The 26483-nt window shown below is 69.1% G+C and carries 26 protein-coding genes; 11 read left to right on the top strand and 15 right to left on the bottom strand.

All coding sequences use genetic code 11. The annotated features are described in order from the left end of the window. Positions 1 to 13: 13 nt before the first annotated feature. Both GXW79_RS09485 and GXW79_RS09480 read left to right on the top strand, forming a co-directional pair. A complete protein-coding gene (locus GXW79_RS09485) occupies positions 14 to 643 on the top strand; it encodes a glutathione S-transferase family protein (RefSeq protein WP_211874146.1) in 630 nt (209 codons plus the stop codon). After that, positions 643 to 1206 carry a histidine phosphatase family protein gene (locus GXW79_RS09480; RefSeq protein WP_211874145.1) on the top strand — a complete coding sequence of 188 codons (564 nt, stop codon included), beginning with the start codon at positions 643 to 645 and terminating at the stop codon, positions 1204 to 1206. The genes GXW79_RS09485 and GXW79_RS09480 overlap by 1 nt, the downstream gene beginning before the upstream one ends. Positions 1207 to 1223: 17 nt before the next feature. Here the strand turns inward: GXW79_RS09480 and urtE are convergent, their stop codons facing one another. The 6 genes from urtE to urtA all read right to left on the bottom strand — a co-directional run bounded on the left by urtE (position 1224) and on the right by urtA (position 6800). Continuing rightward, positions 1224 to 1916, bottom strand: a complete 693-nt coding sequence (gene urtE, locus GXW79_RS09475; protein ID WP_211874144.1) for an urea ABC transporter ATP-binding subunit UrtE — start codon at positions 1914 to 1916, stop codon at positions 1224 to 1226. A 3-nt stretch (positions 1917 to 1919) separates the two neighbouring features. Next, on the bottom strand, positions 1920 to 2657 hold the full coding sequence (gene urtD, locus GXW79_RS09470) for an urea ABC transporter ATP-binding protein UrtD (protein WP_211874143.1): 738 nt from the start codon (positions 2655 to 2657) through the stop codon (positions 1920 to 1922). Further along, on the bottom strand, positions 2654 to 2845 hold the full coding sequence (locus GXW79_RS09465; RefSeq protein ID WP_211874142.1) for a hypothetical protein: 192 nt from the start codon (positions 2843 to 2845) through the stop codon (positions 2654 to 2656). Before GXW79_RS09465 ends, urtD begins: the two co-directional genes overlap by 4 nt. Then, complete coding sequence (gene urtC / locus GXW79_RS09460; protein ID WP_211874141.1) at positions 2842 to 3933, bottom strand: urea ABC transporter permease subunit UrtC; 1092 nt, start codon at positions 3931 to 3933, stop codon at positions 2842 to 2844. Before urtC ends, GXW79_RS09465 begins: the two co-directional genes overlap by 4 nt. Then, on the bottom strand, positions 3930 to 5489 hold the full coding sequence (gene urtB, locus GXW79_RS09455) for an urea ABC transporter permease subunit UrtB (RefSeq protein ID WP_211874247.1): 1560 nt from the start codon (positions 5487 to 5489) through the stop codon (positions 3930 to 3932). Before urtB ends, urtC begins: the two co-directional genes overlap by 4 nt. A gap of 63 nt (positions 5490 to 5552) precedes the next feature. Continuing rightward, positions 5553 to 6800 (bottom strand): urea ABC transporter substrate-binding protein, encoded by a 1248-nt coding sequence (gene urtA, locus GXW79_RS09450; RefSeq protein ID WP_211874140.1) that lies wholly within the window; start codon positions 6798 to 6800, stop codon positions 5553 to 5555. A 283-nt stretch (positions 6801 to 7083) separates the two neighbouring features. Between urtA and GXW79_RS09445 the strand changes: the two genes are divergently transcribed. Next, complete coding sequence (locus tag GXW79_RS09445) at positions 7084 to 8082, top strand: asparaginase (protein ID WP_211874139.1); 999 nt, start codon at positions 7084 to 7086, stop codon at positions 8080 to 8082. On the opposite strand, the gene GXW79_RS09440 is transcribed toward GXW79_RS09445, so the two are convergent. After that, the gene (locus tag GXW79_RS09440) at positions 8067 to 9152 is read right to left on the bottom strand and encodes an FAD-dependent oxidoreductase (protein WP_211874138.1); all 1086 of its coding nucleotides are present in this window, start codon (positions 9150 to 9152) and stop codon (positions 8067 to 8069) included. The two genes, GXW79_RS09445 and GXW79_RS09440, sit on opposite strands and share 16 nt — an antisense overlap. A 177-nt stretch (positions 9153 to 9329) precedes the next feature. Here GXW79_RS09440 and GXW79_RS09435 point away from each other — a divergent pair, with 177 nt between their 5' ends. Genes GXW79_RS09435 through GXW79_RS09425 form a run of 3 tightly spaced genes read left to right on the top strand, consistent with a single transcriptional unit; the run spans position 9330 to position 12291 of the window. Further along, positions 9330 to 9932, top strand: a complete 603-nt coding sequence (locus GXW79_RS09435) for a TRAP transporter small permease subunit (RefSeq protein WP_211874137.1) — start codon at positions 9330 to 9332, stop codon at positions 9930 to 9932. Then, positions 9929 to 11236: a TRAP transporter large permease gene (locus GXW79_RS09430; protein ID WP_211874136.1), complete on the top strand. Its 1308-nt coding sequence runs from the start codon at positions 9929 to 9931 to the stop codon at positions 11234 to 11236. The genes GXW79_RS09435 and GXW79_RS09430 overlap by 4 nt, the downstream gene beginning before the upstream one ends. Positions 11237 to 11247: 11 nt before the next feature. Beyond that, a complete protein-coding gene (locus GXW79_RS09425; RefSeq protein WP_211874135.1) occupies positions 11248 to 12291 on the top strand; it encodes a TRAP transporter substrate-binding protein in 1044 nt (347 codons plus the stop codon). 253 nt (positions 12292 to 12544) lie between these two features. Here the strand turns inward: GXW79_RS09425 and ydfG are convergent, their stop codons facing one another. Together ydfG and GXW79_RS09415 are read right to left on the bottom strand one after the other, a co-directional pair. Beyond that, complete coding sequence (gene ydfG, locus GXW79_RS09420) at positions 12545 to 13294, bottom strand: bifunctional NADP-dependent 3-hydroxy acid dehydrogenase/3-hydroxypropionate dehydrogenase YdfG (RefSeq protein ID WP_211874134.1); 750 nt, start codon at positions 13292 to 13294, stop codon at positions 12545 to 12547. Next, the gene (locus GXW79_RS09415; protein WP_211874133.1) at positions 13291 to 14307 is read right to left on the bottom strand and encodes a zinc-binding alcohol dehydrogenase family protein; all 1017 of its coding nucleotides are present in this window, start codon (positions 14305 to 14307) and stop codon (positions 13291 to 13293) included. The genes ydfG and GXW79_RS09415 overlap by 4 nt, the downstream gene beginning before the upstream one ends. 122 nt (positions 14308 to 14429) lie before the next feature. Between GXW79_RS09415 and GXW79_RS09410 the strand changes: the two genes are divergently transcribed. Beyond that, complete coding sequence (locus GXW79_RS09410; protein WP_211874132.1) at positions 14430 to 15395, top strand: Bug family tripartite tricarboxylate transporter substrate binding protein; 966 nt, start codon at positions 14430 to 14432, stop codon at positions 15393 to 15395. Between the two features lie 316 nt (positions 15396 to 15711). Here the strand turns inward: GXW79_RS09410 and GXW79_RS09405 are convergent, their stop codons facing one another. Genes GXW79_RS09405 through GXW79_RS09390 form a run of 4 tightly spaced genes read right to left on the bottom strand, consistent with a single transcriptional unit; the run spans position 15712 to position 18658 of the window. Further along, positions 15712 to 16428: a M48 family metallopeptidase gene (locus tag GXW79_RS09405; RefSeq protein WP_211874131.1), complete on the bottom strand. Its 717-nt coding sequence runs from the start codon at positions 16426 to 16428 to the stop codon at positions 15712 to 15714. Positions 16429 to 16459: 31 nt separating this feature from the next. Next, entirely contained in the window at positions 16460 to 16774 is a 315-nt protein-coding gene (locus GXW79_RS09400) for a cupin domain-containing protein (protein WP_211874130.1), read from the bottom strand. Further along, positions 16771 to 17709, bottom strand: coding sequence for a dihydrodipicolinate synthase family protein (locus GXW79_RS09395; RefSeq protein ID WP_211874129.1), 939 nt, complete (start codon positions 17707 to 17709; stop codon positions 16771 to 16773). Before GXW79_RS09395 ends, GXW79_RS09400 begins: the two co-directional genes overlap by 4 nt. Continuing rightward, positions 17651 to 18658, bottom strand: coding sequence for a Hint domain-containing protein (locus tag GXW79_RS09390; protein ID WP_211874128.1), 1008 nt, complete (start codon positions 18656 to 18658; stop codon positions 17651 to 17653). Before GXW79_RS09390 ends, GXW79_RS09395 begins: the two co-directional genes overlap by 59 nt. Before the next feature lie 151 nt (positions 18659 to 18809). Here GXW79_RS09390 and GXW79_RS09385 point away from each other — a divergent pair, with 151 nt between their 5' ends. The 3 genes from GXW79_RS09385 (at position 18810) to GXW79_RS09375 (ending at position 22321) form a co-directional block, all read left to right on the top strand. Further along, entirely contained in the window at positions 18810 to 19436 is a 627-nt protein-coding gene (locus GXW79_RS09385; RefSeq protein WP_211874127.1) for a histidine phosphatase family protein, read from the top strand. Between the two features lie 71 nt (positions 19437 to 19507). After that, complete coding sequence (locus GXW79_RS09380) at positions 19508 to 20335, top strand: lipid-binding SYLF domain-containing protein (RefSeq protein ID WP_246503868.1); 828 nt, start codon at positions 19508 to 19510, stop codon at positions 20333 to 20335. Between the two features lie 345 nt (positions 20336 to 20680). After that, positions 20681 to 22321, top strand: coding sequence for a hypothetical protein (locus tag GXW79_RS09375; protein WP_211874125.1), 1641 nt, complete (start codon positions 20681 to 20683; stop codon positions 22319 to 22321). A 190-nt stretch (positions 22322 to 22511) separates the two neighbouring features. On the opposite strand, the gene GXW79_RS09370 is transcribed toward GXW79_RS09375, so the two are convergent. Together GXW79_RS09370 and GXW79_RS09365 are read right to left on the bottom strand one after the other, a co-directional pair. Beyond that, the gene (locus tag GXW79_RS09370; protein WP_211874124.1) at positions 22512 to 23642 is read right to left on the bottom strand and encodes a type III PLP-dependent enzyme; all 1131 of its coding nucleotides are present in this window, start codon (positions 23640 to 23642) and stop codon (positions 22512 to 22514) included. 394 nt (positions 23643 to 24036) lie between these two features. Continuing rightward, positions 24037 to 24792: a lytic transglycosylase domain-containing protein gene (locus GXW79_RS09365; protein WP_211874123.1), complete on the bottom strand. Its 756-nt coding sequence runs from the start codon at positions 24790 to 24792 to the stop codon at positions 24037 to 24039. 214 nt (positions 24793 to 25006) lie between these two features. Here GXW79_RS09365 and GXW79_RS09360 point away from each other — a divergent pair, with 214 nt between their 5' ends. After that, the gene (locus tag GXW79_RS09360; RefSeq protein ID WP_211874122.1) at positions 25007 to 26335 is read left to right on the top strand and encodes a FliI/YscN family ATPase; all 1329 of its coding nucleotides are present in this window, start codon (positions 25007 to 25009) and stop codon (positions 26333 to 26335) included. Positions 26336 to 26483 lie beyond the last annotated feature (148 nt).

Here is a 26483-nt window from a genome sequence, read left to right as displayed (position 1 = left end):
GCGGAGGGACGCCATGACCAACACTTTGTTCTACTCGCCCGGCGCCTGTTCGCTCGGCATCCACATCATCCTCGAGGAGATCGGCAAGCCCTATGAGCTGTCGCTGGTCAACCTCAAAGGTGGTGCGCAGCACCAGCCCGAATACATGGCGGTGAACCCGAAATCGAAGGTGCCGGCGCTCAAGCGCGAGGATGGCACGCTGCTGACGGAATACCCCGCGATCGCCACCTGGCTCGCGAAGTCCAACCCCGAGGCGGGGCTGCTGCCGACGGACCTCGAAGGCGAGACGCGCGCGGCCGAGGCGATGGCCTATTTCACCGGCACCATCCATCCCTACGGCTTCACCCGGCAGTATCGCCCAGGCAATTTCACCCCGAACGAGGCCGACATCCCCAAGGTGGTCGAGACCGGCAAGGCGGCGGCGGACAAGTACTTCACGCTCGTCGACGGCCAGTGGCTGGGTGGCGATTGGGTGCTGCCGTCGGGCTATTCGGTGGCCGACACCGCCTTGTTCTTCGTCGAATACTGGGGCGGCAAGCGCTCCGGCCTCACGCTGCCGTCCAAGCTCGCCGCGCATATGGAGCGGATGATGGCGCGCCCGGCGGTGCGGCGGATGATGGAACAGGAAGGGCTCTCGGCCTGATGGTGCTCAACCGCGTCCCCTTCTGGTTCCTCCGCCATGGCGAGACGGACTGGAATGCGGAAGGGCGCAGCCAGGGCCGCACCGACATTCCGCTCAACGCCGTCGGCATCGCCCAGGCGGAGCGCGCGGCGGCGGCGATGCCGGGGCGTGACATCGTGCGTATCATCGCCTCGCCGCTCGGCCGCGCGTTGCGCACGGCCGAGATCGTCAACGCGAAGCTCGGCCTGCCGCTCTCGACCGATGACGACCTGATGGAGGTCTCCTTCGGCATCGAGGAAGGCACGCCGATGGGCGACTGGTACGACGACTGGATCGACGGGAACTTCACGCCCGAGGGTGCTGAGACCTTCGCCGGGCTGCGCGAGCGCGCGGTGGCCGCGATCAACCGCGCGACGGCGGAACCGGGCCTCGCGCTGGTGGTGGCGCATGGGGCGCTGTTCCGCGCGCTGCGCCAGGCGCTCGGCCACAAGCCGAATGTGCGGACGCCGAACGCGCTGCCCATCCTGTGCTCACCACCCGAGGACGGGGACATGTGGTCGGTGGAGCCGCATCTGCTGGATTGACGCGGCAGGCCGGTCGCTCACACCGTCAGGTGTTTGCGGACTTCGTCCTCGTCGAGGCTTTGCGTTGGGCCAGCCAGCGCCATCTCGCCGCGCACCATGATGGCCAGCGTATCGCCCAGGTCGCGCGCGAACTCGAAATACTGCTCCACCAGCACCACCGCCATGCCGCGGTCCCGCGCCAGGTAGGCGATGACGCGCGCGATGTCCTTGATAACGTTGGGCTGGATGCCCTCGGTCGGTTCATCGAGGATCAGCAGCCGCGGCTGCGCGGTCAGCGCGCGCCCGATCGCGAGCTGCTGCTGCTGGCCGCCCGAAAGGTCGCCCCCGCGCCGACGCAGGAAATCCCGAAGGATGGGAAACAGATCGAAAATCTCCTGTGGCACCACGGATCCCCGCGGCGCGGCGGCGAGCGCCGTCTCAAGGTTCTCCTGAACGGTGAGGAAGGGAAAGATCTCCCGCCCCTGCGGGACATAGCCGATCCCGGCCCGCGCCCGCTCCGCCGGCGCCGTACTACCGATGTCGCGCCCCTCCCAGGTGATGCGGCCCTTCTGCGCCCGCTCCAGCCCCACGATCGCGCGCATCAGCGAGGATTTGCCTACGCCGTTGCGCCCCAGCACGCAGGTGATCTGCCCGGGCGTCGCCGTCAGATCCACGCCCCGCAGACACAGGCTGGCGCCATAGGAGAGTTCGAGGGCTTCGACCGACAGCATGCCTCAGCGCCCCAGATAGACTTCGATGACCCGCGGGTCGTTCTGCACGTGGTCGATCGCGCCCTCGCTCAGCATGGTGCCCTCATGCAGCACCGTCACCTTCTGGCCGAGCGCGCGGACGAATTCGAGGTCATGCTCCACCACGACCACGCTCCGTTCGCCGGCGATGCGGCGGAGCAGGGCGGCGGTGTGCTCGGTTTCCTGGTCGGTCATGCCGGCCACCGGCTCGTCGACCAGCAAAAGCTGCGGGTCCTGCATCAACAGCATGCCGATCTCCAGCCACTGCCTCTGTCCATGCGACAGGATGGCAGCACGATCCCCCGCCCGCGCCGTCAGCCCGATCTCGTCCTGCACTTGCTCGATCCGCGAGCGCGCTGCGCCGCCCAGCGCCCAGCGCAGGCACGCGAACGGCCCGCGCGGCGCCTTCAACGCCAGCTCCAGATTCTCGAAAACGGTCAACGCATCGAACACCGTGGGCTTCTGGAACTTCCGCCCGATGCCGAGATTGGCGATCGCCGCCTCGTCCATGCGCGTCAGGTCGTGGTCGCCAAACCGCACCGTGCCCTTGGTGGGGCGCGTTTTGCCGGTGATGACGTCCATCATGGTGGTCTTGCCGGCACCGTTGGGGCCGATCACGGCGCGCATCTCGCCAGGCTCAACGATGATGGAAAGATTGTTGAGCGCGCGGAAACCGTCGAACATGACGGTGACGCCGTCGAGGTAGAGCTGGTTGCCCTTCATGGAAGGAAGGCTGGGGAAACGAATTTCCCCAGACCCCATTCTTTCATTTTTGAATATTTGGCACTGGTCGTCAGGTCGCACTGCCCTGCGAAGGCCGCACCGGCCTGCGCACGAGAACCATTAAATAAAAAAGAAAGAATGGGGGTTTGGGGGAAATTCATTTCCCCCATTCTGTCGTCCGTGATCATCGGTCGCCCTTCCGTACCAATCCCAGCAATCCCCGCGGCAGCAGCAGCGTCACCGCCACGAAGAGTCCGCCGAGCGCGAAGAGCCACAGGTCGGGTGCCACGGAGGTGAGCCAGGTCTTGATGGCGTTGACCGAGAAGGCGCCGAGTGCCGCGCCGATGAGTGTGCCGCGGCCGCCGACGGCGACCCAGATCACCGCCTCGATGGAGTTGGTGGGGGCGAACTCGCCGGGGTTGATGATGCCGACGAGCGGGACGTAGAGCGCGCCGGCCAGGCCCGCGATCATGCCGGAGAGGACGAAGACGAAGAGCTTGGCCTGTGTGACGGAGTAGCCGAGGAAGCGCACGCGGCTTTCGGCATCGCGGATGGCGATCAGCACGCGCCCGAGTTTTGACCGCGTGATGTAGGCGCAAAGAAAATACACGCCGACGAGGGAGAGCAGTGCCGCGTAAAACAGGGAACTGCGGGCGAGCGCGGTGTTGAGCGGTTGGCCCAAAAGTTCCTTGAAGTCGGTGAAGCCGTTGTTGCCGCCGAGGCCCATGTCGTTGCGGAAGAAGGCCAGCATCAGCGCATAGGTCATGGCCTGCGTGATGATGGAGAAATACACGCCCGTGATGCGGCTGCGGAAGGCGAGGAAGCCCACGATGCCCGCGAGCAGGCCGGGGATGAACAGCGCCATGAACAGCGCGTAGGGGAAGGATTGGAACCCCCACCAGAAGAAGGGCAGCTCGGTGTAGCCGAGGAAGACCATGAAGTCGGGCAGCACCGGGTGGCCGTAGGAGCCGCGCGGGCCGATCAGGCGCATCAGGTGCATGCCGATCGCGTAGCCCCCGAGCGCGAAGAAGGCGCCGTGGCCGAGCGACAGCAGCCCCGCATAGCCCCAGGCAAGATCGATCGCCAAGGCGAGGATCGCGTAGCAGATCCATTTCCCGGTGATGGAGACCAGGAAGTCGGAGACATGGAACGCGCTGTCCACCGGCAGGCGATTGAGCAGCGGCATCGCGGCGAGTGCGATGACCACGGCGATGGTCGCCGCGCGCAGGCCGAGGCGCAGGCGGGAGGGGGCGGGGTCGGCCAGTGTCGCGCTCATGATGCCGCGCGCCCCTTTTGCGGGAACAGCCCGCGCGGGCGGCGCTGAATGAACAGCATCAATCCCACCAGCACGGCGACCTTGGCCAGCACCGCGCCGGCCCAGGGCTCCAGTAGCTTGTTGACCACGCCGAGCGACAGCGCGCCCACCAGCGTGCCGGCCAGCGACCCGACGCCGCCGAACACCACGACCATGAAGCTGTCGATAATGTAGCCGGTGCCGAGGTTGGGTGAGACGTTGTCGATCTGGCTCAGCGCGACGCCGGCCATGCCCGCGATGCCGGACCCGAAGGCGAAGGTCAGCGCGTCCACGCGCCCGGTGCGGATGCCCATGGTGGCCGCGATGCGCCGGTTCTGCGTCACCGCGCGCATCTCCAGCCCGAAGCGGGTGTAGCGGATGGCGGCGATGGTCAGCCCGAGCACGACCAGGGAGAAGACGATCACCCAGAGCCTGTTCTGCGTCACCATCAGCCCGAACGGCATCTCCAGCGTGCCCTGCATCCAGGCCGGGGAGATCACCTCGCGGTTTTGCGCCCCGAAGGCCAGGCGCACCGCCTGCTGCAGGATCATGCCCACGCCGAAGGTCATCAGCAGCGTCTCGAGCGGGCGGCCGTACAGGTGGCGGATCAGCCCGCGCTCGAGCAGCGCGCCGGCCAGGCCGGCGACGAGGAAGGCGGCGGGCACGGCTAGCGGCAGCGACCAGGGCTGCAGCCAGGGAATGTCCTTGCACAAATCCTGCACAATCACGGTCGCATAGGCGCCGAGCATGACGAACTCGCCATGCGCCATGTTGATCACGCCCATGACGCCGAAGGTGACCGCGAGACCGAGTGCTGCGAGCAGCAGCACCGAGCCGAGCGACAGGCCCTGGTACAGCGTCTCCGCCGCGCGTCGGATCGCGAGCGCGCGGTCCACGGCGACCAGCGCCGCATTGACCTCATCGGCCAGCGCCGGCGTGTTGTTGCGGGCTTCGAGCAGCAGCGCGCGGGCGTTCTCGGTGCCGGCATTGGCAAGGGCGGCGATGCCCTGCCGCTGCACGCCCGGATCGGACGCCATCAGGCGCGAGGCCGCGAGGGAGAGCTCCATCTGCGCGCGGATGCGCGGCACGCTCTCACGCGCCAGTGCGGCTTCCAGGATGGGGATGTTCTCGGCCGAGCGGGAGCGGTAGACGGCCTCGGCGGCGGCCGCGCGCTCGGTGGCGTCGGGCGAGACCAGGGCCAGGCGACCGATCGCGCCGCGCAGGGCGACGCGGACGCGGTTGTTGAGCCGGATCGCCTCGGCGCCGGCGGCATCGGCGGCAGCACCGGTCACGGCATCGGTGGTGGCGGCATCGCTGCGGATCAGCAGCGTGGTCTCACGCTTGAGCAGCCGCCCGTCGCTGAGTGCGCGCAGCAGCGGCAGGGCGCGCGGGTCGCCGGCATTGGCGAGCTGGTCCACCGATGTCGCGATGTCGTTGAAGCCGCCGAACAGACCCGGCAGCGCGGCGGTGAAGGCGTCCTGTGCGCGCGCCGGCAGGGCGAAGCTCAGGACGACCAGGCAGGCGAACAGGAAACGCATCATGCAGGGTAACCCCGCCCGCGCGGCGCATCAGCGCCGCGCGGGTTCAGGCGTGGGAACGGATCAGCCGCGGCGGCGATTGGCGTTCTCGGGGATGAAGGGAGACCAGTTTTCCGCGGGGATGGCGGTGGGCGTCCGGTAGACGATGTTGAACTGCCCGTCGGCCTGGATCTCGCCGATCATCACCGGCTTGGACAGGTGATGGTTGCGGTGCATCTCCTCGGTGTAGCCGCAGGGCGCGTCCACCTTCTGGCCGATCATCGCGGTGCGCACGGCATCGACCGCGGTGGTGCCGGCCTGGGCGACGGCCTGGGCCCACATCTTGAAGCCGGTATAGGTGGCCTCCATCGGGTCGTTGGTGACGCGGCGCGGGTTGCGGATATAGGCCGCCCACTGCGCCTTGAACGCCGTGTTCACCGGCGACTGCACGGACATGAAGTAGTTCCACGCCGCCAGGTGGCCGACCAGCGGGCGGGCATCAATGCCGGCCAGCTCTTCCTCGCCGACCGAGAAGGCCACCGAGGGGATGTCTTCCGCCTTGATGCCCTGGTTGCCGAGCTCGCGGTAGAAGGGAACGTTGGCGTCGCCGTTGATGGTGGAGACGATCGCGGTCTTCTTGCCCTCGGAGGCGAAGCGCTTCACCCGCGCGACGATGCCCTGCCAATCGGAATGGCCGAAGGGGGTGTATTCTTCCATGATGTCGGCATCGGTGATGCCCTTGGAATTGAGGAAGCCGCGCAGGATGCGGTTGGTGGTGCGCGGATAGACATAGTCGGTGCCGAGCAGCGCGATGCGCTTGGCCGAGCCGCCATCGGCGCCGAGCAGGTATTCGACCGCCGGGATCGCCTGCTGGTTCGGCGCGGCGCCGGTGTAGAAGATGTTGCGGCTCTCTTCCTCGCCCTCGTACTGCACGGGGTAGAACAGCAGGCCGTTCAGCTCCTCGAACACCGGCAGCACCGACTTGCGGGACACCGAGGTCCAGCAGCCGAAGGTCACGTCGACGCGGGCGACGGCGAGCAGCTCGCGCGCCTTCTCGGCGAACAGCGGCCAGTTGGAGGCGGGGTCCACGACCACGGCTTCGAGGCGACGGCCCAAAATGCCGCCGGCGGCGTTCTGCGCCTCGACCATCATCAGCACGGTGTCGCGCAGCGCGGTCTCGGAGATCGCCATCGTGCCGGACAGCGAATGCAGCACGCCGACCTTGATCGGCGCGCCCTGGCCAAAGGCGGGGCGGATGGCGGGCATCGCGAGCGCGCCGCCCATGCCGGCGACGAGCGCGCGGCGCGAGATGGGGGGGAAGGTCTTGCTCATGGGCGGGTCTCTCTCCTGTGCCCCCGCGATACGGGGCGGTCGATCGCGATGCCGTGGGACAGGCTCTTGCGGCCTGTGCCGGGCAGTCCGGCGGCATCGAGATAGCGATAACCGTGCCAGCGGCGGTGCAGCCGAACGCGCAAGTGGCGGAAGTTGCACGCGGTTACGGTTGATCAAACCGTGGCTGCAATTCGCGCCACATGCTCAAATCATTGCCACTCCAACGCGTCTCGACAGGATGGTTTCGCTGCCGCAGCCTTGCGGCACGCTTCACAGGATGGCCATGCAGCCCTTTGCGCGCCTCGCCCTTATCCACCGCGGTCCGGCCGTGGAGAGCCTCCACCATGGCGTCGTCGCCGTGGCGGATGCCGAGGGCCAGCTGGTCCTTACCCGTGGCGATGCGGATCTGGTGACCTTTCCGCGCTCCTCGCTCAAGCCGTTCCAGGCGATCGCGCTGGTCGAGACCGGCGCCGCGGATGCGCTGGGGCTGACGCCTGCGCATATCGCGCTCGCCTGTGCCTCGCATCATGCGCAGGATTTCCAGGTGGCGATGGTGCGCGACTGGCTGGCGCGGCTCGACCTGGACGAGCGCGCGCTGGTCTGCGGCCCGGCGCTGCCGCATGGCCAGGCGGATATGGCGGCCGTGCTGCGTTCCGGCGGCGGTCCCAGCCGGGTGTTCCACAATTGCTCGGGAAAGCATTGCGGCTTCCTCACCCTCGCCCGCCGCATCGGCGCGCCAAGCACAGGCTATGAACTCGCCGATCATCCCGGCCAACGCCTGTTTGTCGACGCTTTCTCCGAGCTGCTGGGACGCGACGCGGCGGCCCTGCCCCGCGGCGTGGATGGCTGCGGGCTGCCCGCGCTCGCACTCCCCGTCGCCGCCATGGCGCGGGCGGCGGCGCGCTTCGCGGGGGTACGTGTGGCAGGCGCCGAACGTCAGCGCGCCATCACGCGCATCCTCGGCGCGATGCGCGATCACGCCGACCACATCTCCGGCCGCGACCAGCCGACCGAGCGCCTGGTGCGCGCGACCGGCGGCCGCGTGGTGGTGAAGGGCGGCGCGGAGGGCTTCTGCCTGGCCTTCGTGCCCGAGCGTGGCCTGGGGATTGCGATCAAGCTCGCCGATGGCGCCTCACGGGCGAAGATGGCGGTGCTGGTGGGCGTGCTGGCCGAGCTCGGCATCGTGAAGCGGGAGGCGGCGCCGGCGCTGATGGCGGCGGTGGAGGCGCCCATCCGCGACAGCAACGGGCACGAGGCCGGCCGGATTCAGGTCACGCTGTAGCGGCGCATGAAGGCGCGGTCGATGCGGTCCTTCCACCGCCACACCCAGCGCCCCTCCGCGACGAAGCCATTCCGCGTGCCGATGGCGCGGCCATCGCCGGTCGAGAGCAGCACCAGCGCGTGGCGCTGCGGTCGGAAGGGCAGGGGTGGAGCGCCGGCCGCGGCGCGGCGCAGGTTGGCCGCCAGCACCGGGCCCTGCCGAACCGCGTAGAGCCCCGCCTTGGGCAACGCGCGCGGCAGGAAGGACGCCGCGTCGCCGGCGGCGAAGATTTCGGGGTGGCCGGGCACGTTGAGCCCCGCCTGCACGCGCAGGAACCCCTCCGCGTCGCAGGGCAGGCCACTCGCGGCCAGAATGGCGGGGGCCGCGGCGCCCGTGCACCACAGCAGCGCGTCCGCGGCGATCGGCGGGCGTCCGTCGAACTGCAGCACCCCGTCCTGGACATGGGTGACCTCATGGCCTTCGGAGAGGGACACGTCGTGGCGCGCGAGCGCGGCCGCCGCGCGGCGGCGCACCCCTTCCGGCAGCGCCGGCAGCAGCCCGGGCAGCCCCGCGGCGAGGGTGACGCCGGCGCCAGGCTGTCGCGCACGCAGGCCCAAAGCGATCTCGAACCCCGCAGGGCCGCCGCCCACCACGGCAACGCTCCGCGCCGAGGCGATGGCCTCGAAGCGCGCGAGCAGCGCGTCGATGGGCTTGATCGGCAGCACCCGCCCCTCGGCACCTTCGGCATCGATCCGCGGCGTCGCGCCGATGTCGATCGAAAGCAGGTCGTAGGTGAGCGCGCCGCCGGATGCACCGCGCACCTGGCGCTGGCTGGGATCGATCGCCGTGGCCTCGTCGTGCAGGAAGATGGCCCCCGCCTTGGCCGCGAGCGCCGGGGCATCAACCAGCGCCTCGCCCGGCGCATACCGGCCCCCGATCACCCCGGGCAGCATGCCCGAATAGGGCGAGAGCCGCTCGCGGCTCATCACCGTGATTCGCAAGCCGGGCACCGGCGCGCGCGCGAAATCGCGCAGCACCTCGACATGGGCGTGGCCGGCGCCGAGCAGCACCAGGTGTTTGCTTGCATCCATCCGCACGCTCTAGCCCAGGCACCGCGCAGTTAGAACCGACCGGCGGCGGCATGCGGCTTGCTAAACTCGGGCCAATGCCCAACCGGTCCAGACCCTCGCGGCCATTCCACCGCCCGTGAACCTTCCCACGCTCACCGCCCTGTGGCCGCGCAACAGGCTCTTGGGGCCGCGCTGCCGATGATCGCCCGAAATCCGGTCGCGCGTTACGTCGAAGCCCCGGCGCGCTGGGTGGCGCTGGCCGGCGGCTGGTGGCTGCTCGCGTTGTCGCTGCTCACCTGCGTCGAGATCCTGCTGCGCAAGTTCGCCGGCATATCGCTCCAGGGTGTCGACGAGATCGGCGGCTATACGCTGGCCATCTTCTCCTCGCTCTCCTTCGCCTGGGCGCTGGTCGCGAAGTCCCATGCGCGGGTGGATTTTTTGCTTGGCCGGATGCCAGGCTGGGTGCGCGCCGTGCTCAATGCCAGCGCCTACGTGCTGCTGGCGGCCTTCGCCATCTATACCGCCTGGCGCGGATATTCCGTGCTGGAGGAGAGCCTGGAATTCCAAGCGCGCGCCAATTCGCCGCTGCAGACGCCGCTGTGGATCCCGCAGGGCGCCTGGCTCGCGGGACTGGTCGTCTTCGCACTGGCGAGCGGGGCGTATGCCGCGCATGCGCTGTGGCTGCTGGTGGTCGACCGTTCGCGGTTGAATGACCTCTACGGCCCGATGACGCTCGACGAGGAGGTGGCGACCGAAGCTTCGGCCATCCTCGCGCGCCTGGATGAGGCGGAAGCCCGATGATCGGCATCACGGAAGCGGCCATGGGCTTCGGCCTGATGGTCGTGCTGCTGTTCCTGGGCCTGCATGTGGCGGTGACCATGCTGATCGTCTCGGTGCTGGGGGCCTCGCTGTATCTCAGCCCCGCCCTGGTCGAGGCGATCGGCACGCAGTTCTGGGCCTCGATGGAAGATTACGTCCTGCTTGCCATCCCGCTGTGCATCCTGCTGGGCGAGATCCTGGTGCGCAGCGGCAGCACAGACCGGCTGTATCGCAGCCTCGCGGACTGGCTGAATTTCTTGCCGGGCGGGCTGCTGCACACCAATGTCGGCGCCTCGGCGATCTTCTCGGCGGTGTCGGGGTCCTCCGTCGCGACGGCGGCCACCGTCGCGACGGTGGCACTCCCCTCCTTCAGACAGCGCAACTACGATGAGCGCCTGGTGCTCGGCTCCATCGCGGCGGGCGCGTCGCTGGGCAACCTCATCCCGCCGGGCATCGCGCTGATCGTCTATGGCGCGCTCACCAACACCTCCATCGGGCAGCTCTATGCGGCCGCCGTGATCCCTGGCGCGGTGATGACGGTGCTGTTCATGGGCACTATCGTGCTGATCGCGCTCGCGCGGCCGGGGCTGGTGCGGCAGGAGCCGGTGACGGACAGGCTCGCCGTGCGACTGCTGCGCACAGTTCACTTGCTGCCGCCGCTGGTGATCTTCGTGATCATCATGGGGTCCATCTACACCGGCTGGGCGACGGTGACGGAGAGTGCGGCCCTCGCCGTCGTGGCCGCCTTGCCGATCGCTGCGCTGTACGGCCGGCTCAATGTAAAAATGCTGCACGAGTGCTTCCTCGCGACCGCGAGCCTGACCGCGATGAGCATGCTGATCCTCGCCGCCGCCTTCTACCTGAACTTCGTCATGGGCCTGCTCGGCGTGACACCGGCGCTCGGCGCCTTTGTCGCGTCGATGAACGCGACGCCGCTCGAGCTCATCATCGCGCTTACCTTTTTCTACCTGCTGCTCGGCGTGTTCTTCGAGACGCTGCCGATGCTCGTCGGCACGGTCCCGGTGGTCTTTCCCGTGGTGGTCGCGGCCGGCATCGATCCCGTCTGGTTCGGCGTCTTCATCGTGCTCATGGGCGAGATTTCGCTGCTCAGCCCGCCGGTGGGCATGACGCTCTACGTCATCCAGGCGGTGCGGCGCGAAGGGACCATCGGCCAGGTCTTCGCAGGCACGCTGCCCTTCTTCATCGCGATGGTCGTGATGACCGCGCTGCTGATCGCATTCCCTGAGATGGCGCTGTGGATGCCGCGCCAGTTCTACGTGCAATGAAGGAGAAACCGATGCTGAGTGCACTCCGTTCCGCGGGGCTCGCCCTGCTGCTGGCCGCACCGGCCATGGCACAGACCGGCCCGGCCATGCCGCTGCGCGTCACCGGCCACTTCGCCGCCAACCAGAAGCACATCGATATCGAGCGCGCCTTCTACGGCGGCCTCGCGGCCGAGACCGGCATCAACCTCCAGATCTCCTACAACCCGATGGACCAGGTGGGCGTGCAGGCCGCCGACGCGCTGCGCCACCTCCGCTCTGGCGCCTTCGACGTGATGTCCGTCGTCATCGGCCCCGTCGCGCGCGACGAGCCCTTCTTTGACGGTATCGACCTGATCGGCGTGAGCCCAACCGTCGCCGAGCTCCGCACCGCGGTCGACGCCGCACGCACCGCCTTCGACGCGCGCCTGCTGGAACGCTTCGGCGCGCGCGCCATGGCGCTGTGGCCCTTCGGCCCGCAATACTTCTTCTGCAACGCGCCCATCCGCAGCGTCACCGACCTGCGCGGCCTGCGCGTGCGCTCCTACACGCCGAGCATGACCGCACTGTTGACCCATCTCGGCGCATCCCCGGTCAGCCTGCAGTTCAGCGAGGTCTACCCCGCCCTGCAGCGCGGCCTGGTCCAGTGCGGGATCACCTCCGCCGTCTCCGCCCACGCCGGCAACTGGGGCGAAGTCATCACCCACGTCCTCCCACTCTCGCTCGCCGGCGGCATCCAGGGCCACTTCATGTCCGCGCAAGCCTGGCGCCGCTTCAACCCGGACCAGCAAGCAGCACTCACCCGCGCCTTCACCCGCCTGGACCGCGAACTCTGGCAACTGGCCGAAGTCTCCGACGCGCAGTCGCTCGCCTGCCTGCGCGGTGCGAGCGAATGCGAAGGCCGGCGCTTCAACGCGACCATCGTGGCCGTGCCGCCGGAAGACGAGGCCCGGGTGCGGGAGGCGGTCTCGACGGCGGTGCTGCCGGGGTTCCGCGATGGCTGCAACCGCGTGTGGGCAGAGTGCTCACAGGTGTGGAACCGGACCGTGGGTGCGGCGCGGGGGTATGTGATTCCGTGAGGAAGAAAGGCCGGGGAAAGGAATTTCCCCGGACCCCATTCTTTTATTTTTGGCTACTTGGTGATGGGTGCGCGGACAGCACTGAGTCGAGGTGGTGCGTGCGAACTGCCAACGCGTGCCAGGGATATTTTACTGGCCCTGCCTGAGCGGTCAGTGCCGTCTCGCCAAAGCTGGTGCGCGCCACCAACCTGCACCCGAAGATAAAAATAAAATAATGGGGGTTTGGGGGAAATTCTTTTCCCCCAACCTTAGCTCAGCCCCGATCAATCCGCAGCGGCCCGAAGCTCTGCACCACCGGCATCAGCTGCAGCGTGTTGATGTTCACCCTTGCCGGGCGTGTCGCCACCCAGTGCACCGCGTCCGCGATGTCCTCGGGCGTCAGCGCGTCGGTGTTAGCGTAGATCGAGGCGGCTTTCGTGTCGTCGCCTTTGAAGCGGATGTTGGAGAATTCGGTGCCACCGACCAGGCCGGGTTCGATGTCGGTGACGCGCACCTTGGTGCCGAACAGGTCGGCGCGCAGGTTCAGGCTGAACTGGCGCACGAAGGCTTTCGTCGCGCCGTAGACGTTCCCGCCGGGGTAGGGGAATTCGCCCGCGGTGGACCCGATGTTGACGATGTGGCCGGTGTTGCGCGCGACCATGCCCGGCAGCACCGCGCGGGTCATATAGGTCAGGCCCTTGCAGTTGGTGTCGATCATCGCGTCCCAGTCGTCGAGGTTTGCGGCCTGGGCGGGCTCAAGGCCCAGGGCGAGGCCGGCGTTGTTCACCAGCACGTCGATGGCGGCCCACTCCGCCGGCAGGCCGGCGATGGCGGACTCGATCGCCGCGCGGTCGCGGACGTCCAGGGTGATCGGCAGGACGCGGTTCTCGCCGAGCTCAGCCTCGAGGGCGGCAAGCCGGTCGGCGCGTCGGCCTACGGCGATGATGTGCGCGCCATCGGCGGCGAAGCGCCGCGCGATGGTGAGGCCGAAGCCGGCGGTGGCGCCGGTGACGAGAATGATCAAGGCGTTATCCCTTCGAGGACAACCTTGCCGATCATGCGCCCGGTCGCGACCAGGCCATGGGCTTCGGCAAGGGAGGTGGCGGTGAGTGGGCCGAGGTTGCGCGTCATGGTGTGGCGTAGCGCGCCGGTGTCCACCAGATGCGAAATCTCGTCCAGCAGGTGATGCTGCGCGATCATGTCGGGCGTGGTGTTCAGCGCGCGGGCGAACATCGCCTCGAAGGCCAGGAACCCGGCCTTGGGGCGGATGCGCTGGAGGTTGGCGGTCTTGATCTCGTCGATCACGCAGATGCCGCCTTGCGGGGCGAGCGCATCGGCGAGCGCGTTCCAGTGCTGGTCGGTTTGCGTCACCGAGAAGATGTAGGGAATGGGCAGGCCCAGCGCCTTGATCTGCGCGCCGAGGTCGCCGCTATGGTCCAGCACGTGGTGCGCGCCCATCTCCTCGCACCAGGCGCGGGTTTCCGGGCGCGAGGCGGTGGTGATGACCTTCAGCGCGGTCAGCCGGCGCGCAAGCTGGATGGCGATGGATCCCACGCCCCCCGCACCGCCGGTGATCAGCACCGCAGCACCTTGGGCGGCCCCGCCGCGCTGGATGCGCAGCCGCTCGAACAGCGCCTCCCACGCGGTGATGCCGGTGAGCGGCAGGGCGGCGGCCTCGGCGAAGGAGAGGGTGCGCGGCTTGTGGCCGACGATGCGCTCATCGACCAATTGGAACTGCGCATTGGACCCCGCACGGTTGACCACGCCGGCGTAGAACACAGCATCGCCCACCTGAAACAGCGACGCCTCCGGGCTGCGTGCGCGCACGATGCCGGCGGCGTCGAAGCCCAGCACGCGCGGCTCGCCGGCCGGGTCGGCATTGGCGCGCAGCTTGGCGTCCACCGGGTTGACAGAGACGGCGCGCACCTCGACCAGCAGCTCGCGCCCGCGCGGCACCGGCGGGTCGGGAAGCACCAGGTCGTGGAAGCAATCCGGGTCGGTGGTCGGGCGGCAGTGGGTGTAGGCGACGGCCTTCATGGCGGCGTTCCTCCGTAACCGCGAGAGCTCGCGGTTTTTGTGCTCCGCCATCCTAGGCGCTTCGCGGCAGGGTTTGGCCCTGGGTTTGCTTCCCTCCCGGCCAAAATGCCGGAGACCTTGCAATGCAACGCCGCAGCCTTCTCGCGCTGACCTCTGCCTGCCTCGCCGCGCCGCACCTGGCGCGCGCGCAGGCAGGCACCATCCGGATGATCGTGCCCTTCGCGCCAGGCGGGGCGTCGGACACCACCGCGCGGATCATCCAGCCAGGCCTCGCCGCCGGCCTCGGGCGGACCATCGTCATCGAGAATCGCGCCGGCGCCTCGGGGTCCATCGGGTCTCGGCTGATCGCGCAGGCGCCCTCCGATGGCAGCGTCATCGGCATCTCCAACACCTCGCCGCACGGGATCGTCCCGCTCGCGATGGTGCCCAAGCCCTACGACGGCGATACCGACTTCACGCATATCGCGATGGTCGCCGACACGCCCACCGCCATGCTGCTGCCCGGCAACAGCCGCTACACCAGCTTCGCCGAACTCGTGGCACTCGCCCGCAGCACGCCCCAGGGCGTGTCCTACGGCAGCTCCGGCGTCGGGGGCATGCAACACCTGCAAGGGGAGATGATGGCCAGGCTCGCCGGTGGCACCTGGGTGCACGTGCCCTACCGCGGCACCGGCCCCGGCCTGCAAGCCACCATCACCGGAGAAGTCGACTGCTTCCTCACCCCGCTCGCCGGCACAACCGGCGCCATCGAGGCGCGCCAGGTGAAAGCCATCGCCGTCTCCACGCCCGAACCCTTCGCCGCCCTGCCCGGCGTGCCCACCTATCGCGCCCTCGGCCTGCCCGACCTCACTGTCTCCTCCTGGACCGGCATCTCAGGACCCCGCGGCATGCCGCCCGCCATCGTCGCCGAGATGCACGCCGCGATGCAGCGCGTGCTCGCCGACCCCGATACCGAACGACGCCTCATCGCCGCCGGCCTCTACCCGCTGGGGCGCACCGTCTCCTCGGCCGAATACCAACAAATCCACACCGACTTCGCCCGCATTTGGGGCCCCGTGGTCCGCGAGGCACGCATCAGCATCGACTGATAGGGAAGCAAGGCCAGGGGCTCTGCCCCCTTCGACGTATACGTCGAAGCCCGCGAGGATCGTGTCGATCCTCGACCTCCATCTGTTGGCTCCTGGATTGGGAGGGATGTGCTTGCGATGATGGGCCGGGCTGGGGAGGGGGCGCGTCGAGGGCGCTCGTATGATACCGGGAGCATCATGCGCCGCCTCTCCAACCCGGCTCGCCTTTGGCGAGGCGCAACACCCTCTCAGGTCCAGAACCAGCGAATGGGGGTCCAGGGGCCACAGGCTCCTGGCGGGGGTCGAGGGGGCGGAGCCCCCCGCCTTGCTTAACCCCTCACCCGATCCTGAGCAGTGCCGCGCCGTGGTCGCGGAGCCAGGTGACGGCGGCTTCACGGTGGGATGTGAGGGTTTCGACGTGGGCCCAGAATCGGTGGGAGTGGTTGAGTTCGCGGCGGTGCGCGACTTCGTGCGCGACGACGTAGTCGAGCACCCAGTCGGGTGCCATGACCAGGCGCCAGGAGAAGGCGATGGTGCCGTCGGGGGCGCAGCTGCCCCATCGGGATTTGGTGTCCTTGAGGCGGATGGCGGGTACACGGACGGCCAGCGCGGTGGCGTGTTTCACGATGAGCGGCGAGATGCGGCGCTTGGCTTCGGCGCGCAGCGCATCGGTGACGCGGCGGGCCAGGAATTCGGGTGCGCCGCCGACGATGATGGCGCCGCCTTCGATGCGGGAGCCGCGCGCGGCGGGGTCGTGGCGGATGACGTGGGGAATGTTGCCGACGGGGATTTCGGAACCGGGCGCGAAGGCGCGGGAAGGGGCGAGCGCGCGGATGCGTTGCATCACCCAGGCGGCGTGTTCCGTGAGCAGCGCCATGCCCGCGCGGCGTCCGGCGCGGGGCGGCAGGGTGATGACGACGGCGCCTTCGCTCGGGTCAATCCGCAGGCTCACCCGGCGGGCGCGGGCGGAGCGTTTCCACACCACCGTGCAGGGCAGCGGCTGCGTGTAGGCGGGGATGCGGAGTGCGACGGTTTCGGGGGAGGGAATCTCCATGCGCGCATCATCGCGCGCATGGCGTCCGGCGTCACCCAGGGAGATGTTTCAATTCGATCTCAACGAAGCTGAGCGGTGCGTCGCCGGCGTTGACGACGTTGTGCTCGACGCCGGCTGGGCGCGTGTAGGAGACGCCTTGCGTGAGGGTGGCGGTGGCGGTGCTGCCATCGGCAAGTTCGAGCAGCAGCGTGCCGTCGGTGACGGGCACGACGACGTAGGCGAGGCCGTGGCGATGGAAGCCCGTCTCCGCGCCCGGCGCGAAGTCCCAGCGGGTGACGCGGGTGTGCGCGTCATCCTGCTGGGTGGTGGGTGTCGCGGGTTCGCGGCAGCGCAGCGGCTCGCTCATTCGGCGGCCTTGGCCTGGGTGAGGCCCGGCAGCGGCAGCGCGCCCGCCGCATCCCACGCCGCCCAGATTGCGTCACCCTGCGCCGCGTTGAGCGGCAGGTGCGGCGGCCGGATCGTGCGCCAGCCATCATCACCGGTGCTGCGCGCGATGATCTCGCGCAGGCCGGAGATCAGCGGGACGGAGGTGGCCGCCTTGCGCGTCGCGGTCAGCATGGCCTGCGCTGCGTCGGCTTCAGCACCGGTGCGCTTGGCGTAGACGATGCCGCCCCAGTGGCTGTTCGCGTTTGACGCCGCGGTGATGCAGCCCGCGCCGCCATCGGCGAGGATGCGCTGGAGGTATTCATCGCTGCCCGAATAGACCTCGAAGCCGTCGGCGGCGAAGGCGTCGACCATGGCCTTCATGTTCGCGTAATCGCCCGAGCTGTCCTTCACGCCCTGGATCGCGCCGGGGAAGGCCTTCAGCAGGCGCCCGATGAGGTCGAGTGTGAAGGGCACCGCGCTCTGCTGGGGGAAGTGGTAGAGATAGAGCGCGATGCCGCCGCCGACGCGGTTCACCACCTCGGAGAAATAGGCGAAAAGGCCGTCGTCGCTGGGCGCCTTGTAGTAGAAGGGCGGCAGCACGAGCACGCCGCGGCAGCCTTGCGCGCGGGCGTGCAGCGTGAGCTCCACGGTGTCGGACAGGTTCGAGCAGCCGGTGCCCGGCATCAGCTTCGCGGCCGGGATGCCGCGCGCGATCAGCCCTTCAAGCACCGCCTTGCGTTCGAACAGGCCGAGCGAGTTCGCCTCGCCCGTGGTGCCAAGCATGCCGAGGCCATTGCAGCCATTCGCCAGCAGCCAGCGCGCATGCGCGGCCATGCGGTCGAGGTCGGGCGAGAGGTCAGGCTTCAGCGCGGTCAGGATGGCGGCGTTGACGCCACCGAACAGGGGGGGGTGCATGGCGGGCTTCCTCGGTGTCTTCCGCCAGCTTGGTGGCCCCGCGCGCGGTCCACGTCAATCCGAGCGGTACGCAGGCGCGAGGGGCCACGCGGTCGCGGATGCGCGCGGCCTCGGCGGGGTCGAGGATGACGGGGAAATTGCCGGGCGGGCGTTCGGCCGACAGCTCCAGGCCAAAATCCACGAACTGCGCGGCGAGGCCGGCATTGTCGAATGCATCGCGGCGTCCGTCATCCAGCCAGCTTTCCGCCGGCAGGCCCTCGGCGAGAAGGATGGCGTGCTCGGGCAGTTCCAGGTGCAGGTAGGTGATCGCCGCCCACCAGCGCTCCTGGATGATGGAGGCGCCGTTGACCAGCAGCTTTGCCGGCACGAGCGCGCCTTCGAGATAGATGCCGTGGTCGGGCGAGACGCGCAGGTCACGCCGGGGCAAGCCTGCGCCCAGCGCGCCGGCGCGGATCAGCACCGGCCAGGCGCGTTCGGGATGCGGGTGGCCGGCGAGCTGCGCCTCGATCCGCCCGATCCAGAGAATGGGTTGCACGCCGCGATCGGCGCAGAGCACAAGCTCGCCAACACGCAGCGCCTCGATCGGCACTTCGCCGCGCGGTGTCGCAATGCGGGTGCCTGCGGCGTAGCAGAGCACGGTCTCGGCGCTGCGCGCGAAGAGCGCGGCTTCGGCGGCGGCGCCATCGGGGTTGTAGCTGTAGGTCGCCGCACCGCTGCCATCGGTGCCGGTCGTCCAGGCGGAGCCGCCAAACAGCGCACCGAGGTCGAGCGTGTCGGAAGGCGCACCGCCATCGCTGATGGTGTCGCCCGCCGCGCCGGACCAGGCGATCGTGTCGTTGCCGCCGGCGCCGTGGAGCGTGTCGTCGCCCGCGTGGCCGTCGGCGGCATGGCCCGCATCATCCCGGTTGAAGGGGGTGTGGCCGCCATCGGGGTCGGAGGTCCAGGACATCGCGCCGCTCCTCGGTATCCGCACCGGCGTTTTGCCGGGGGGGGGCCGCGTCGCATGGAAGCGGACCGGCGTGAGGATCCGTCGGGCGCACTTAAAATTCCGATAAGCGCGCGGCCTGGATCGCGCGCCGGCGACGGGCTAGACCGCATGCGTGATCATCACGCGATTCTTCCTCATCCGGCACGCCCTCGTGGAGGCGACCGCGCGCGCGCGCTTCTACGGATCGATGGACGTGCCCCTGTGCGAAGCGGCGCTGGTGGAGGAGGTCGCACTCTATCGCTGGTGGGCGGCGCGCCTGCCGCGGCCGGCGCGCTGGGTGGTCTCCAATCTCGGGCGCACGCGCGGCACCGCGGCGGCCATCTTCGCGGCCGGCTACCCGGAGGCGCCGCTGTTTGTGGAACCCGATTTCGCCGAGCAGCATCTGGGCGACTGGCAGGGGCTGGAGCACGCCGCACTGCCGGCGCTGCTCAGCGCCCCGGCGCACCCCTTCTGGCCGCATGCGGGCGAGGAGAAGCCGCCCGGGGGCGAAAGTTTTGCGGAGATGCAGGCGCGCGTCGGCCCGGCGCTGGAAGCCGCCTGCGAACGGTTCGCCGGCGAGGATGTGGTGGTGGTGGCCCATGGCGGCTCCATCCGCGCCATGCTGGCCCATGCCATGGGGCTGAGCGCGCACCAGGCACTCACCTTCTCGATCCGCAACCTCTCGCTGACGCGGATCGAGAAGCATGGGCCCGACTGGCGCGTGCAATCGGTCAACGAGGACCCCTGGGCGGCGGACTGAACGCAATCTTGGACTTGGCGGTCGAATCGGCTTAAAACAGCCTGCCGACAAAGGTTTGCGGGAGAATGCTCATGCAACGTCTTGGTATCTCGGGTGCCTTGATGGGGATCGCTCTGCTGGCCGCGCCACAGGCGATGGCCCAGGCGGAGCAGCAGAGCATCGTCGACCGCGCGACGCTCACGGTGCAGGACATCATGAGCTACGAGCGCAACGCCGAGAATGCGCTGAGCCTGCTGCGCCGCGCCCGCGCGGTGATGGTCTGCCCGCGCCTGTTCCGCGCCGGCTTCATCTTCGGTGGCGAGGGCGGCGATTGCGTCCTGATCGCCCGCGACGGTGCCGGCTCCTGGTCCTCGCCGGCGTTCTACACCATGGGGACGGGCAGCGTTGGCCTGCAGATCGGCATCCAGGACGCGCAGGTGATGATGATGATCCTCACCGACCGGGGCCTGAACGCGGTGCTCGACAGCCAGTTCAAGGTGGGCGGCGATGCGTCGGTGTCTTTCGCGCATCTGGGCGTGGGCATCGAGGGCTCGACCACGGCGGCGGCGGGCGCGGATATCGTGACGCTGGCGCGCTCGCGCGGGCTTTATGCTGGGGTGTCGCTGGAGGGCTCGCTGCTGCGGTCGCAGAGCACCTGGAACCAGAGCTATTACGGCCGCGACCTGGCGGCGCGGCAGATCGTGGTCGGGATGGAAGCGCACAACCCGGGCAGCGACCCGCTGCGCGGCATGCTCATCCGGTATTCACAGCAGGCGCAGGCCGGCATCGCGGTGCCCGCCTTGCCGCCGCCGAGCGCTGGCCCGTCCGGCAATGGCGGATACCAAGCGGGCAGCGGGGCGCCCCCTGCCGGCCGGGTGGCCCAGGAAAGCCTGCCGACCCCACCTCGCGCTCCGCGCTGAGCAACGCTCCCCGGGGTAAGTCTACTCGGCGGCGCCAAAGGTGCTGCCTGCCGATCCGATCCTGAAAGCGTTTGGTGACGCTGGAGGAACAACATGACTCGCACCCGGTCAATCAAGCTTGTTGATTGAAGACGCTGTGAGCTGCTCATTAATCATACGGGATGCGGATTTTGCTATTCTGCCAACTTGGAACGGGTTGAATCGGCAACATTTCTGGCGGTTTTGGGCGTGGTTTCCAAGCCTCAGGCAGACGAAATTGGGCCGATATTCATAGTTACAAAGAAAGTCGAGCGGACTATTCATTGACGATTGCGTGACCCGACAGCTTTGTGAGATGCCCGGGACATGACCCAGACCAGCCCGCTCCGGACCTCTGATCTTGTCGACCGCCTCGGCGTCGCGACGCACCTGGCCTACACCGACGGGGGCTACCGAGAATTAAGCGCAACCACCAATGCGCTCGGCTACCTCGGCATCGATCACGTCCGCGACGAAGTCACCAATCCGGCCTTCGACCCCTATGGGCAGGCGCATTTCGCCCAGGCCGCCGCAGCCGGCATCCACTTCACCTTCCTCGTCGATGGCCGCGTTAACCCCGCGACTGAAGTCGCCCGCATCCACGCCATCGAGCAAGCCACGCGCGGTGCGGTGACCGCCATCGAGGGACCCAACGAGGTCAACAACTTCCCCTTCTCCTATCAGGGGCAGGGCGGCACCGCCGCCGCCCAGGCCTACATGCGCGACCTGTTCAACGCCGTGCAGGCGGATCCCCTGCTGCGCGACATCACCGTCACCGGCTTCACCGACTACCCGAACCACGCCAGCACATCCGACGCGAGCACCATCCATCCCTACGCCAAGAACGGCGACCAGCCGCTCGCGCGCATCCAGGCGGACATGGCCGACCAGAACGCCGTCGACCCGGGCAAGCCCTTCTTCATCACCGAGACCGGCTATCACACCCAAATCAACCCCACCGTCGGCTGGGAGGGTGTGAGCGAGGCGGTCCAGGCGAAGCTGGTGCTCAACACCTACATGGACGGCGTGCTGCTGGGCGCGAAGGAGGTCTATGTCTACGAGCTCCTCGACGCCTATGCCGGCAACACCCAGGAGGAGCATTTCGGCCTGTTCCGGCTGGACAATTCGCCCAAGCCCGCCGCGACCGCCATCCACAACCTCACAACGATCCTGGCCGACACCGCCGGCAATGCCGGCTCCTTCGCAACCCAGGCGCTGGACCTGACCGTCACCAACGCGCCCGCCGCCGGCCACACCCTGCTCACCGAGAAGAGCAATGGAAGCTACCAGGTGATCACCTGGGCCGAGCCCGACATCTGGAACCAGGACACCAACCAGGCCATCGCGGTCGGCGCCACGAACGAGACGATCGGCTTCGGGCGGAGCTTCGCGACGGTCGAGGTGTTCGACCCGCTGCTGGGCAGCTCACCCATCCAGATCCTGCACAACGTCAACACCGTGACCGTCGGGGTAACCGACCACCCGCTGATCATCCAGCTCTCGGGGGCGACGGGCGGGCAGGCGCCGGTGACCGTGCCGGTGCCGCCGGCGTCGCCAGGCATCTCGCCTTCGCCATCGAGCAACCAGCCGGAAAGCCTGCGCTCCGGCCCGGTCGATGACGTGTTCTACCTGGGCCACAACCCGGACGTACTGGCCGCCGGCATCGATGCCAAGACGCATTACGACAACTACGGACGGTTCGAGGGGCGCAATCCGGATGCGTATTTCGACACCGCCGGCTATCTCGGAACCTATCGAGACGTTGCCGCCGCCGGCATGAATCCGCTCGACCATTACCTGATCTATGGCTGGCGCGAGGGGCGCGACCCTTCCGCCAAGTTCGATGGCGACGCCTATCTCGCCGCCAACCCCGACGTCGCGGCGGCTGGGATGAACCCGCTGGTGCATTTCCTGGCGTATGGTCGCGCCGAGGGCCGCCATGCGTTCGATGACGGCCTGATCAACTGAGCCCGTCCTGGCTGCGCTGTGGCGCAGCCCAGGTCTTCAACGGGCGTCCACGCCCGCCCGCACCCCGGCCATGTCGGAGGACATGCATCCTCGACACCGACCGGGATGCGGGCGCCACGGACCCCAGGGCGCCGCGCTTCCCATCATTGGGAAGCGCCGCATCGCGGCGACGCTCCCGGCCCGATCCCTATCAGATGTAGTGTTCGGCCAGCGGCTTGAAGCCGTTGAAGCTCTGCGCCGCATAGGTCGTCACATAGGCGCCGGTCGAGATCAGCTCCACCCGGTCGCCGGCCTCGAGCGCCATCGGCAGGCGGTAGTTGGACTTCTCGTACAGCGTGTCGGTGCTGTCGCAGGTGGGGCCCGCGATGGTCACCGGCCCTTCGACCGTCCCGTCATGGGGCGTGCGGAAGGCGTACTTGATCGCCTCGCCCTCGGTCTCGGCAAGACCGCCGAAGCGGCCGATGTCGAGGTAGACCCAGCGCACTGGGTCGTCCTTCGCCTTGGTCGAGACCAGCACGACCTCGGCCGAGACGACGCCGGCATCGCCGACCATGAAACGGCCGGGCTCGACCAGCATCTCGGGCAGGTCATTGCCGAAATGCTGGGTCATGGCGCCCATGATGGCGTCGCCGAAGGCGTCGATCTCGGGCACCTCGGCGCGGTAGCGCACCGGGTAGCCGCCGCCGAGGTTCACCATGCGCAGGTTGATCCCGGCCTGCTTGAGGTCGGTGAAGATCGAGGCGACGCGTGCGATGGCAACCTCATAGGCGCCCGTCGTCGTCTGCTGCGAGCCGACATGGAAGGAGATGCCGTAGGGGTCGAGGCCCCAGGCGCGGGCGAGGACCATGAGGTCGCGCGCCATCTCCATCTCGCAGCCGAACTTGCGGCTGAGCGGCCACTCGGCGCCCTTGTTCTCCACCAGGATGCGGCAATAGACCTTCGCGCCGGGCGCATGCGCGGCGAGCTTCATCAGCTCCGGCTCGGAGTCGAAGGCGAACATGCGGATGCCCGCCGCATAGGCGGCCTGGATGGCCGACACCTTCTTGATGGTGTTGCCGTAGGAGATGTTCTCCGGGCGCGCGCCGGCTTCCAGGCACATCTGGATTTCTTCCCACGACGCGGCGTCGAAGGAGGAGCCGAGATCCGTCAGGCGGCCGAGGATCGGCGCGCCGGGATTGGCCTTCACCGCGTAATAGACGCGGGCCAGCGGCAGCGCGGCCTTCAGCCGGCGGTAATTCGTCTCGACGCGATCGACGTCCAGCACCAAGCAGGGCGTGGCAGGAGCGAAGTCGCGCAGATACGCGGCGATCTTGGAGGTCATCGCAGCATTCCCCAGGTCAGCCGGGACGCCTTGTCAGGCGGCGCCCCGAGGTTAACGAAACGGTCGAACGAACCAGCGACCAAAACGAACCGCCGGGCTTTCGCCCTGCGGGGTTGCCAGAACGCTTGACGTCGTTGCGTAAACCCTTGCTCGGCGATCCAACCTTCGGATCACCAGTCTGGGGGCCAGAGGCACGTGCGTACTGCGTCTGAGGGGGGAAATAATGCCGCTGTCCCCGGGGTGCAAGGGAATTTTCGCGTGCGGCCGGATTTTTTTCGCGAAACCCCGGCAAAGCGCCGGAAACTCCCCTTGAGGCGGCAGTTTCCGCGGGAACCGCGCCCGAAATCGTGACGGAAACCGGTAGCCATTCCTGCCAAGCAGAGAATCCGCTGCGTTACATGCGCCGCGCGAGGACCATGCCGTCCATCGGTGCGCGTGTCGCGAGCGGAATGGGCGCGCCGCGAAAGGCGTCGAGCCCGCGTCCCTGCGTCCCAGGTGCGGCCGCGATGACCTGCGCGCGATCGCCGCCATTGGTTAGCAGCGCGGCGCCGAGGGTCGAGGGCGTCGCCGGCCGCGGCGCGGCGGCGAGCGTCGCCGGCACCGGCGCCGGGCTGCGCGCCTCCTGCGCCCAGAGCTCGGCGACGCGCGCCTGGTAGCGGGCGGCGTTTTCCGGCGTGCGCGAGTGGTAGGCCGCGCTCGCGCGGTTCCAGTCGCCCAGCTCGGCGCGCAGCTCGGACAGGAAGCGCGCGGCGTAGCGGGTGTTCGCGACGGGGTCGAAGGCCTCCTCCAGGCTGGCGAAGGCGTTGGGGTGGTGGCGGAGGTTGACCTGCATGCAGCCGATGTCGATCGAACGCACGCCCTGCGCCTGAAGCTGCCGCACGGCGGCAATCGCTGCCGCGCGGTCGGGGAAGAAACTGCCGCGCCCCTCGGCGTTGATGGTCCAGGGCCAGGGGTGGAAGACGCCCGTCGCCGGGTCGGCGCGGCCGGATTCAGCGCGCCCGATCGCCATCAGCAGATGCGCGGGAATGCCCGCATGGGCCTCCGCCGCGCGGATGCCGGCGCGGCAGAGCTGGCCCTGCTCCAGCGGCTGCGCCTGGAGCGCGGGCGCGGCCGCAAGGATTGCGAGGAGCAGCAGGAGCAGCAGGAGCATCCGTGTCATGTCGCCGCAGGCGCAAGCGATGTGCCAGCCAGCCGCAGGCGCTAGCCAGTCCAGCCCGCCGCAGGCGCAAGCGATGCCAGCCCGCCGCAGGCGCAAACGGTGCCAGCCGGCGCGGCGGCGTTGACGGTTTCGCAGCTTCTCGCCGCGCAGGATGCGGGCATGACGACGCACCCTCGATGGCGGGCCGACGAAGCGTGAGGGACCGATGAGCGTGCTCTCGCCGCTGGGCACGGCGCTGCGCGAGGCCGCGCGCGCGGGGCCGTTCCACATCGAGGGGCGGCTGGTCGCAGCCGGTGGCCTCACGCTCGAGATCGAGGGCCTCGCCAGCCTCGCCGCGCGAGGCGACCGTCTCGGCATCGCCCATGGCGGGCGCGAGCTTGTCGCCGAGGTCACCGATATTGCCGCCGCGCGGGTGCGCGCGGTCGGGTTCGAGGCGCTGGAGGGCGTGCGCCTGGGAGCCGCCGCGCGGCTGCTGGGGCCGGCGACGCTGGCCCCCTGCCACGCCTGGCTCGGCCGCTTGGTGGACCCCTTCGGCCGGCCGATGGACGGGCGCGGCGCCCTGCCGGCCGGACCCTCGCCGCGACCCCTGCGTGCCTCGCCGCCACCGGCCGGGCTGCGCGCCAGGCTGGGCGCGCGGCTGGACCTCGGGGTGCGCGCGCTCGATGCCTTCTGCACCTGCCGCCAGGGCCAGCGGCTGGGCCTGTTCGCGGCCTCGGGCGTGGGGAAGTCCACGCTCATGGCCATGCTCGCGCAGGGTGCCACCGCCGATGTGGCGGTCTTCGCGCTGGTCGGCGAGCGCGGGCGCGAGCTGCGCGAGTTCATCGAGGATGACCTGGGCGCCGAGGGCATGGCGCGCTCGGTCGTGGTTTGCGCGACCTCCGACGCGCCGCCGCTGATGCGCAGGGAAGCCGCCTTCGCCGCCATGGCGGTGGCCGAGCATTTCCGCGATCAGGGCCTGCATGTGCTGCTGATGATGGATTCCGTCACCCGCTTCGCGACGGCGCTGCGCGAGATCGGGCTCGCCGCCGGAGAGCCGCCGACCACGCGCGGCTATACGCCCTCCGTCTTCGCCGAGCTGCCGCGCCTGCTGGAACGCGCCGGACCCGGCCTTGAGGGGCAGGGGGCGATCACCGGCCTGTTCACCGTGCTGGTCGAGGGCGACGATCATGACGAGCCGGTGGCCGATGCGGTGCGCGGCATCCTCGATGGCCATGTCGTGCTGGACCGGCGCATCGGCGAGGGCGGGCGCTATCCAGCCATCGACGTGCTGCGCAGTCTCTCCCGCACCGTGCCTGGCTGCCTGAGCGGCCCCGAGGCGGCGCTGATGCTGCGGGCGCGCCGGGCGCTTTCGCTGCATGCCGAGGTGGCCGATCTCGTGCGCCTGGGCGCCTATCGCGGCGGCGCGGATGCCGCCGTCGATGCCGCGGTCGCGGTGACGCCGCGCATCGAGGCTTTCCTCACCCAGCCCAAGGGAGAGGTCAGCAGCGTGGCCCTGGCCTTCGCGGCCCTGGCGGAGGCGATGGATGCGGCGTGATCCCATCCTCGCGCTGCTGCGGCTGCGCGGCTTCGCGACGCGCGAGGCGCAGCGCCTGCTCGGCCTGCGCATCCAGGCCGAGGCGGCGGCGGCGGCCGAGGCCGCGTCGCGCGACGGCGCACCGGCGCGCGAAGAGGCGGGTGGCGGT

This window comes from Plastoroseomonas arctica (assembly GCF_018128965.1).
In the GTDB taxonomy this organism is placed as follows: domain Bacteria; phylum Pseudomonadota; class Alphaproteobacteria; order Acetobacterales; family Acetobacteraceae; genus Plastoroseomonas; species Plastoroseomonas arctica.
The sequence above is the reverse complement of the archived record's forward strand: the minus strand, read 5'-3'. Positions and strand labels throughout refer to the sequence as shown.

What these genes read in the sequence shown, in the direction of transcription:
- GXW79_RS09365 (WP_211874123.1), bottom strand. Translation starts at nt 24,792, where the DNA reads ATGCTCCTGCTGCTCCTGCTGCTCCTCGCAATCCTTGCGGCCGCGCCC.
- urtD (WP_211874143.1), bottom strand. Translation starts at nt 2,657, where the DNA reads ATGAAGGGCAACCAGCTCTACCTCGACGGCGTCACCGTCATGTTCGAC.
- GXW79_RS09395 (WP_211874129.1), bottom strand. Translation starts at nt 17,709, where the DNA reads ATGCACCCCCCCCTGTTCGGTGGCGTCAACGCCGCCATCCTGACCGCG.
- GXW79_RS09425 (WP_211874135.1), top strand. Translation starts at nt 11,248, where the DNA reads ATGCTGAGTGCACTCCGTTCCGCGGGGCTCGCCCTGCTGCTGGCCGCA.
- urtB (WP_211874247.1), bottom strand. Translation starts at nt 5,489, where the DNA reads ATGCGTTTCCTGTTCGCCTGCCTGGTCGTCCTGAGCTTCGCCCTGCCG.
- GXW79_RS09400 (WP_211874130.1), bottom strand. Translation starts at nt 16,774, where the DNA reads ATGAGCGAGCCGCTGCGCTGCCGCGAACCCGCGACACCCACCACCCAG.
- GXW79_RS09445 (WP_211874139.1), top strand. Translation starts at nt 7,084, where the DNA reads ATGCAGCCCTTTGCGCGCCTCGCCCTTATCCACCGCGGTCCGGCCGTG.
- GXW79_RS09415 (WP_211874133.1), bottom strand. Translation starts at nt 14,307, where the DNA reads ATGAAGGCCGTCGCCTACACCCACTGCCGCCCGACCACCGACCCGGAT.
- GXW79_RS09360 (WP_211874122.1), top strand. Translation starts at nt 25,007, where the DNA reads ATGAGCGTGCTCTCGCCGCTGGGCACGGCGCTGCGCGAGGCCGCGCGC.
- GXW79_RS09465 (WP_211874142.1), bottom strand. Translation starts at nt 2,845, where the DNA reads ATGATCACGGACGACAGAATGGGGGAAATGAATTTCCCCCAAACCCCC.
- GXW79_RS09435 (WP_211874137.1), top strand. Translation starts at nt 9,330, where the DNA reads ATGATCGCCCGAAATCCGGTCGCGCGTTACGTCGAAGCCCCGGCGCGC.
- GXW79_RS09375 (WP_211874125.1), top strand. Translation starts at nt 20,681, where the DNA reads ATGACCCAGACCAGCCCGCTCCGGACCTCTGATCTTGTCGACCGCCTC.
- GXW79_RS09405 (WP_211874131.1), bottom strand. Translation starts at nt 16,428, where the DNA reads ATGGAGATTCCCTCCCCCGAAACCGTCGCACTCCGCATCCCCGCCTAC.
- GXW79_RS09390 (WP_211874128.1), bottom strand. Translation starts at nt 18,658, where the DNA reads ATGTCCTGGACCTCCGACCCCGATGGCGGCCACACCCCCTTCAACCGG.
- GXW79_RS09410 (WP_211874132.1), top strand. Translation starts at nt 14,430, where the DNA reads ATGCAACGCCGCAGCCTTCTCGCGCTGACCTCTGCCTGCCTCGCCGCG.
- GXW79_RS09430 (WP_211874136.1), top strand. Translation starts at nt 9,929, where the DNA reads ATGATCGGCATCACGGAAGCGGCCATGGGCTTCGGCCTGATGGTCGTG.
- GXW79_RS09485 (WP_211874146.1), top strand. Translation starts at nt 14, where the DNA reads ATGACCAACACTTTGTTCTACTCGCCCGGCGCCTGTTCGCTCGGCATC.
- GXW79_RS09480 (WP_211874145.1), top strand. Translation starts at nt 643, where the DNA reads ATGGTGCTCAACCGCGTCCCCTTCTGGTTCCTCCGCCATGGCGAGACG.
- GXW79_RS09380 (WP_246503868.1), top strand. Translation starts at nt 19,508, where the DNA reads ATGCAACGTCTTGGTATCTCGGGTGCCTTGATGGGGATCGCTCTGCTG.
- GXW79_RS09370 (WP_211874124.1), bottom strand. Translation starts at nt 23,642, where the DNA reads ATGACCTCCAAGATCGCCGCGTATCTGCGCGACTTCGCTCCTGCCACG.
- urtC (WP_211874141.1), bottom strand. Translation starts at nt 3,933, where the DNA reads ATGAGCGCGACACTGGCCGACCCCGCCCCCTCCCGCCTGCGCCTCGGC.
- urtE (WP_211874144.1), bottom strand. Translation starts at nt 1,916, where the DNA reads ATGCTGTCGGTCGAAGCCCTCGAACTCTCCTATGGCGCCAGCCTGTGT.
- urtA (WP_211874140.1), bottom strand. Translation starts at nt 6,800, where the DNA reads ATGAGCAAGACCTTCCCCCCCATCTCGCGCCGCGCGCTCGTCGCCGGC.
- GXW79_RS09440 (WP_211874138.1), bottom strand. Translation starts at nt 9,152, where the DNA reads ATGGATGCAAGCAAACACCTGGTGCTGCTCGGCGCCGGCCACGCCCAT.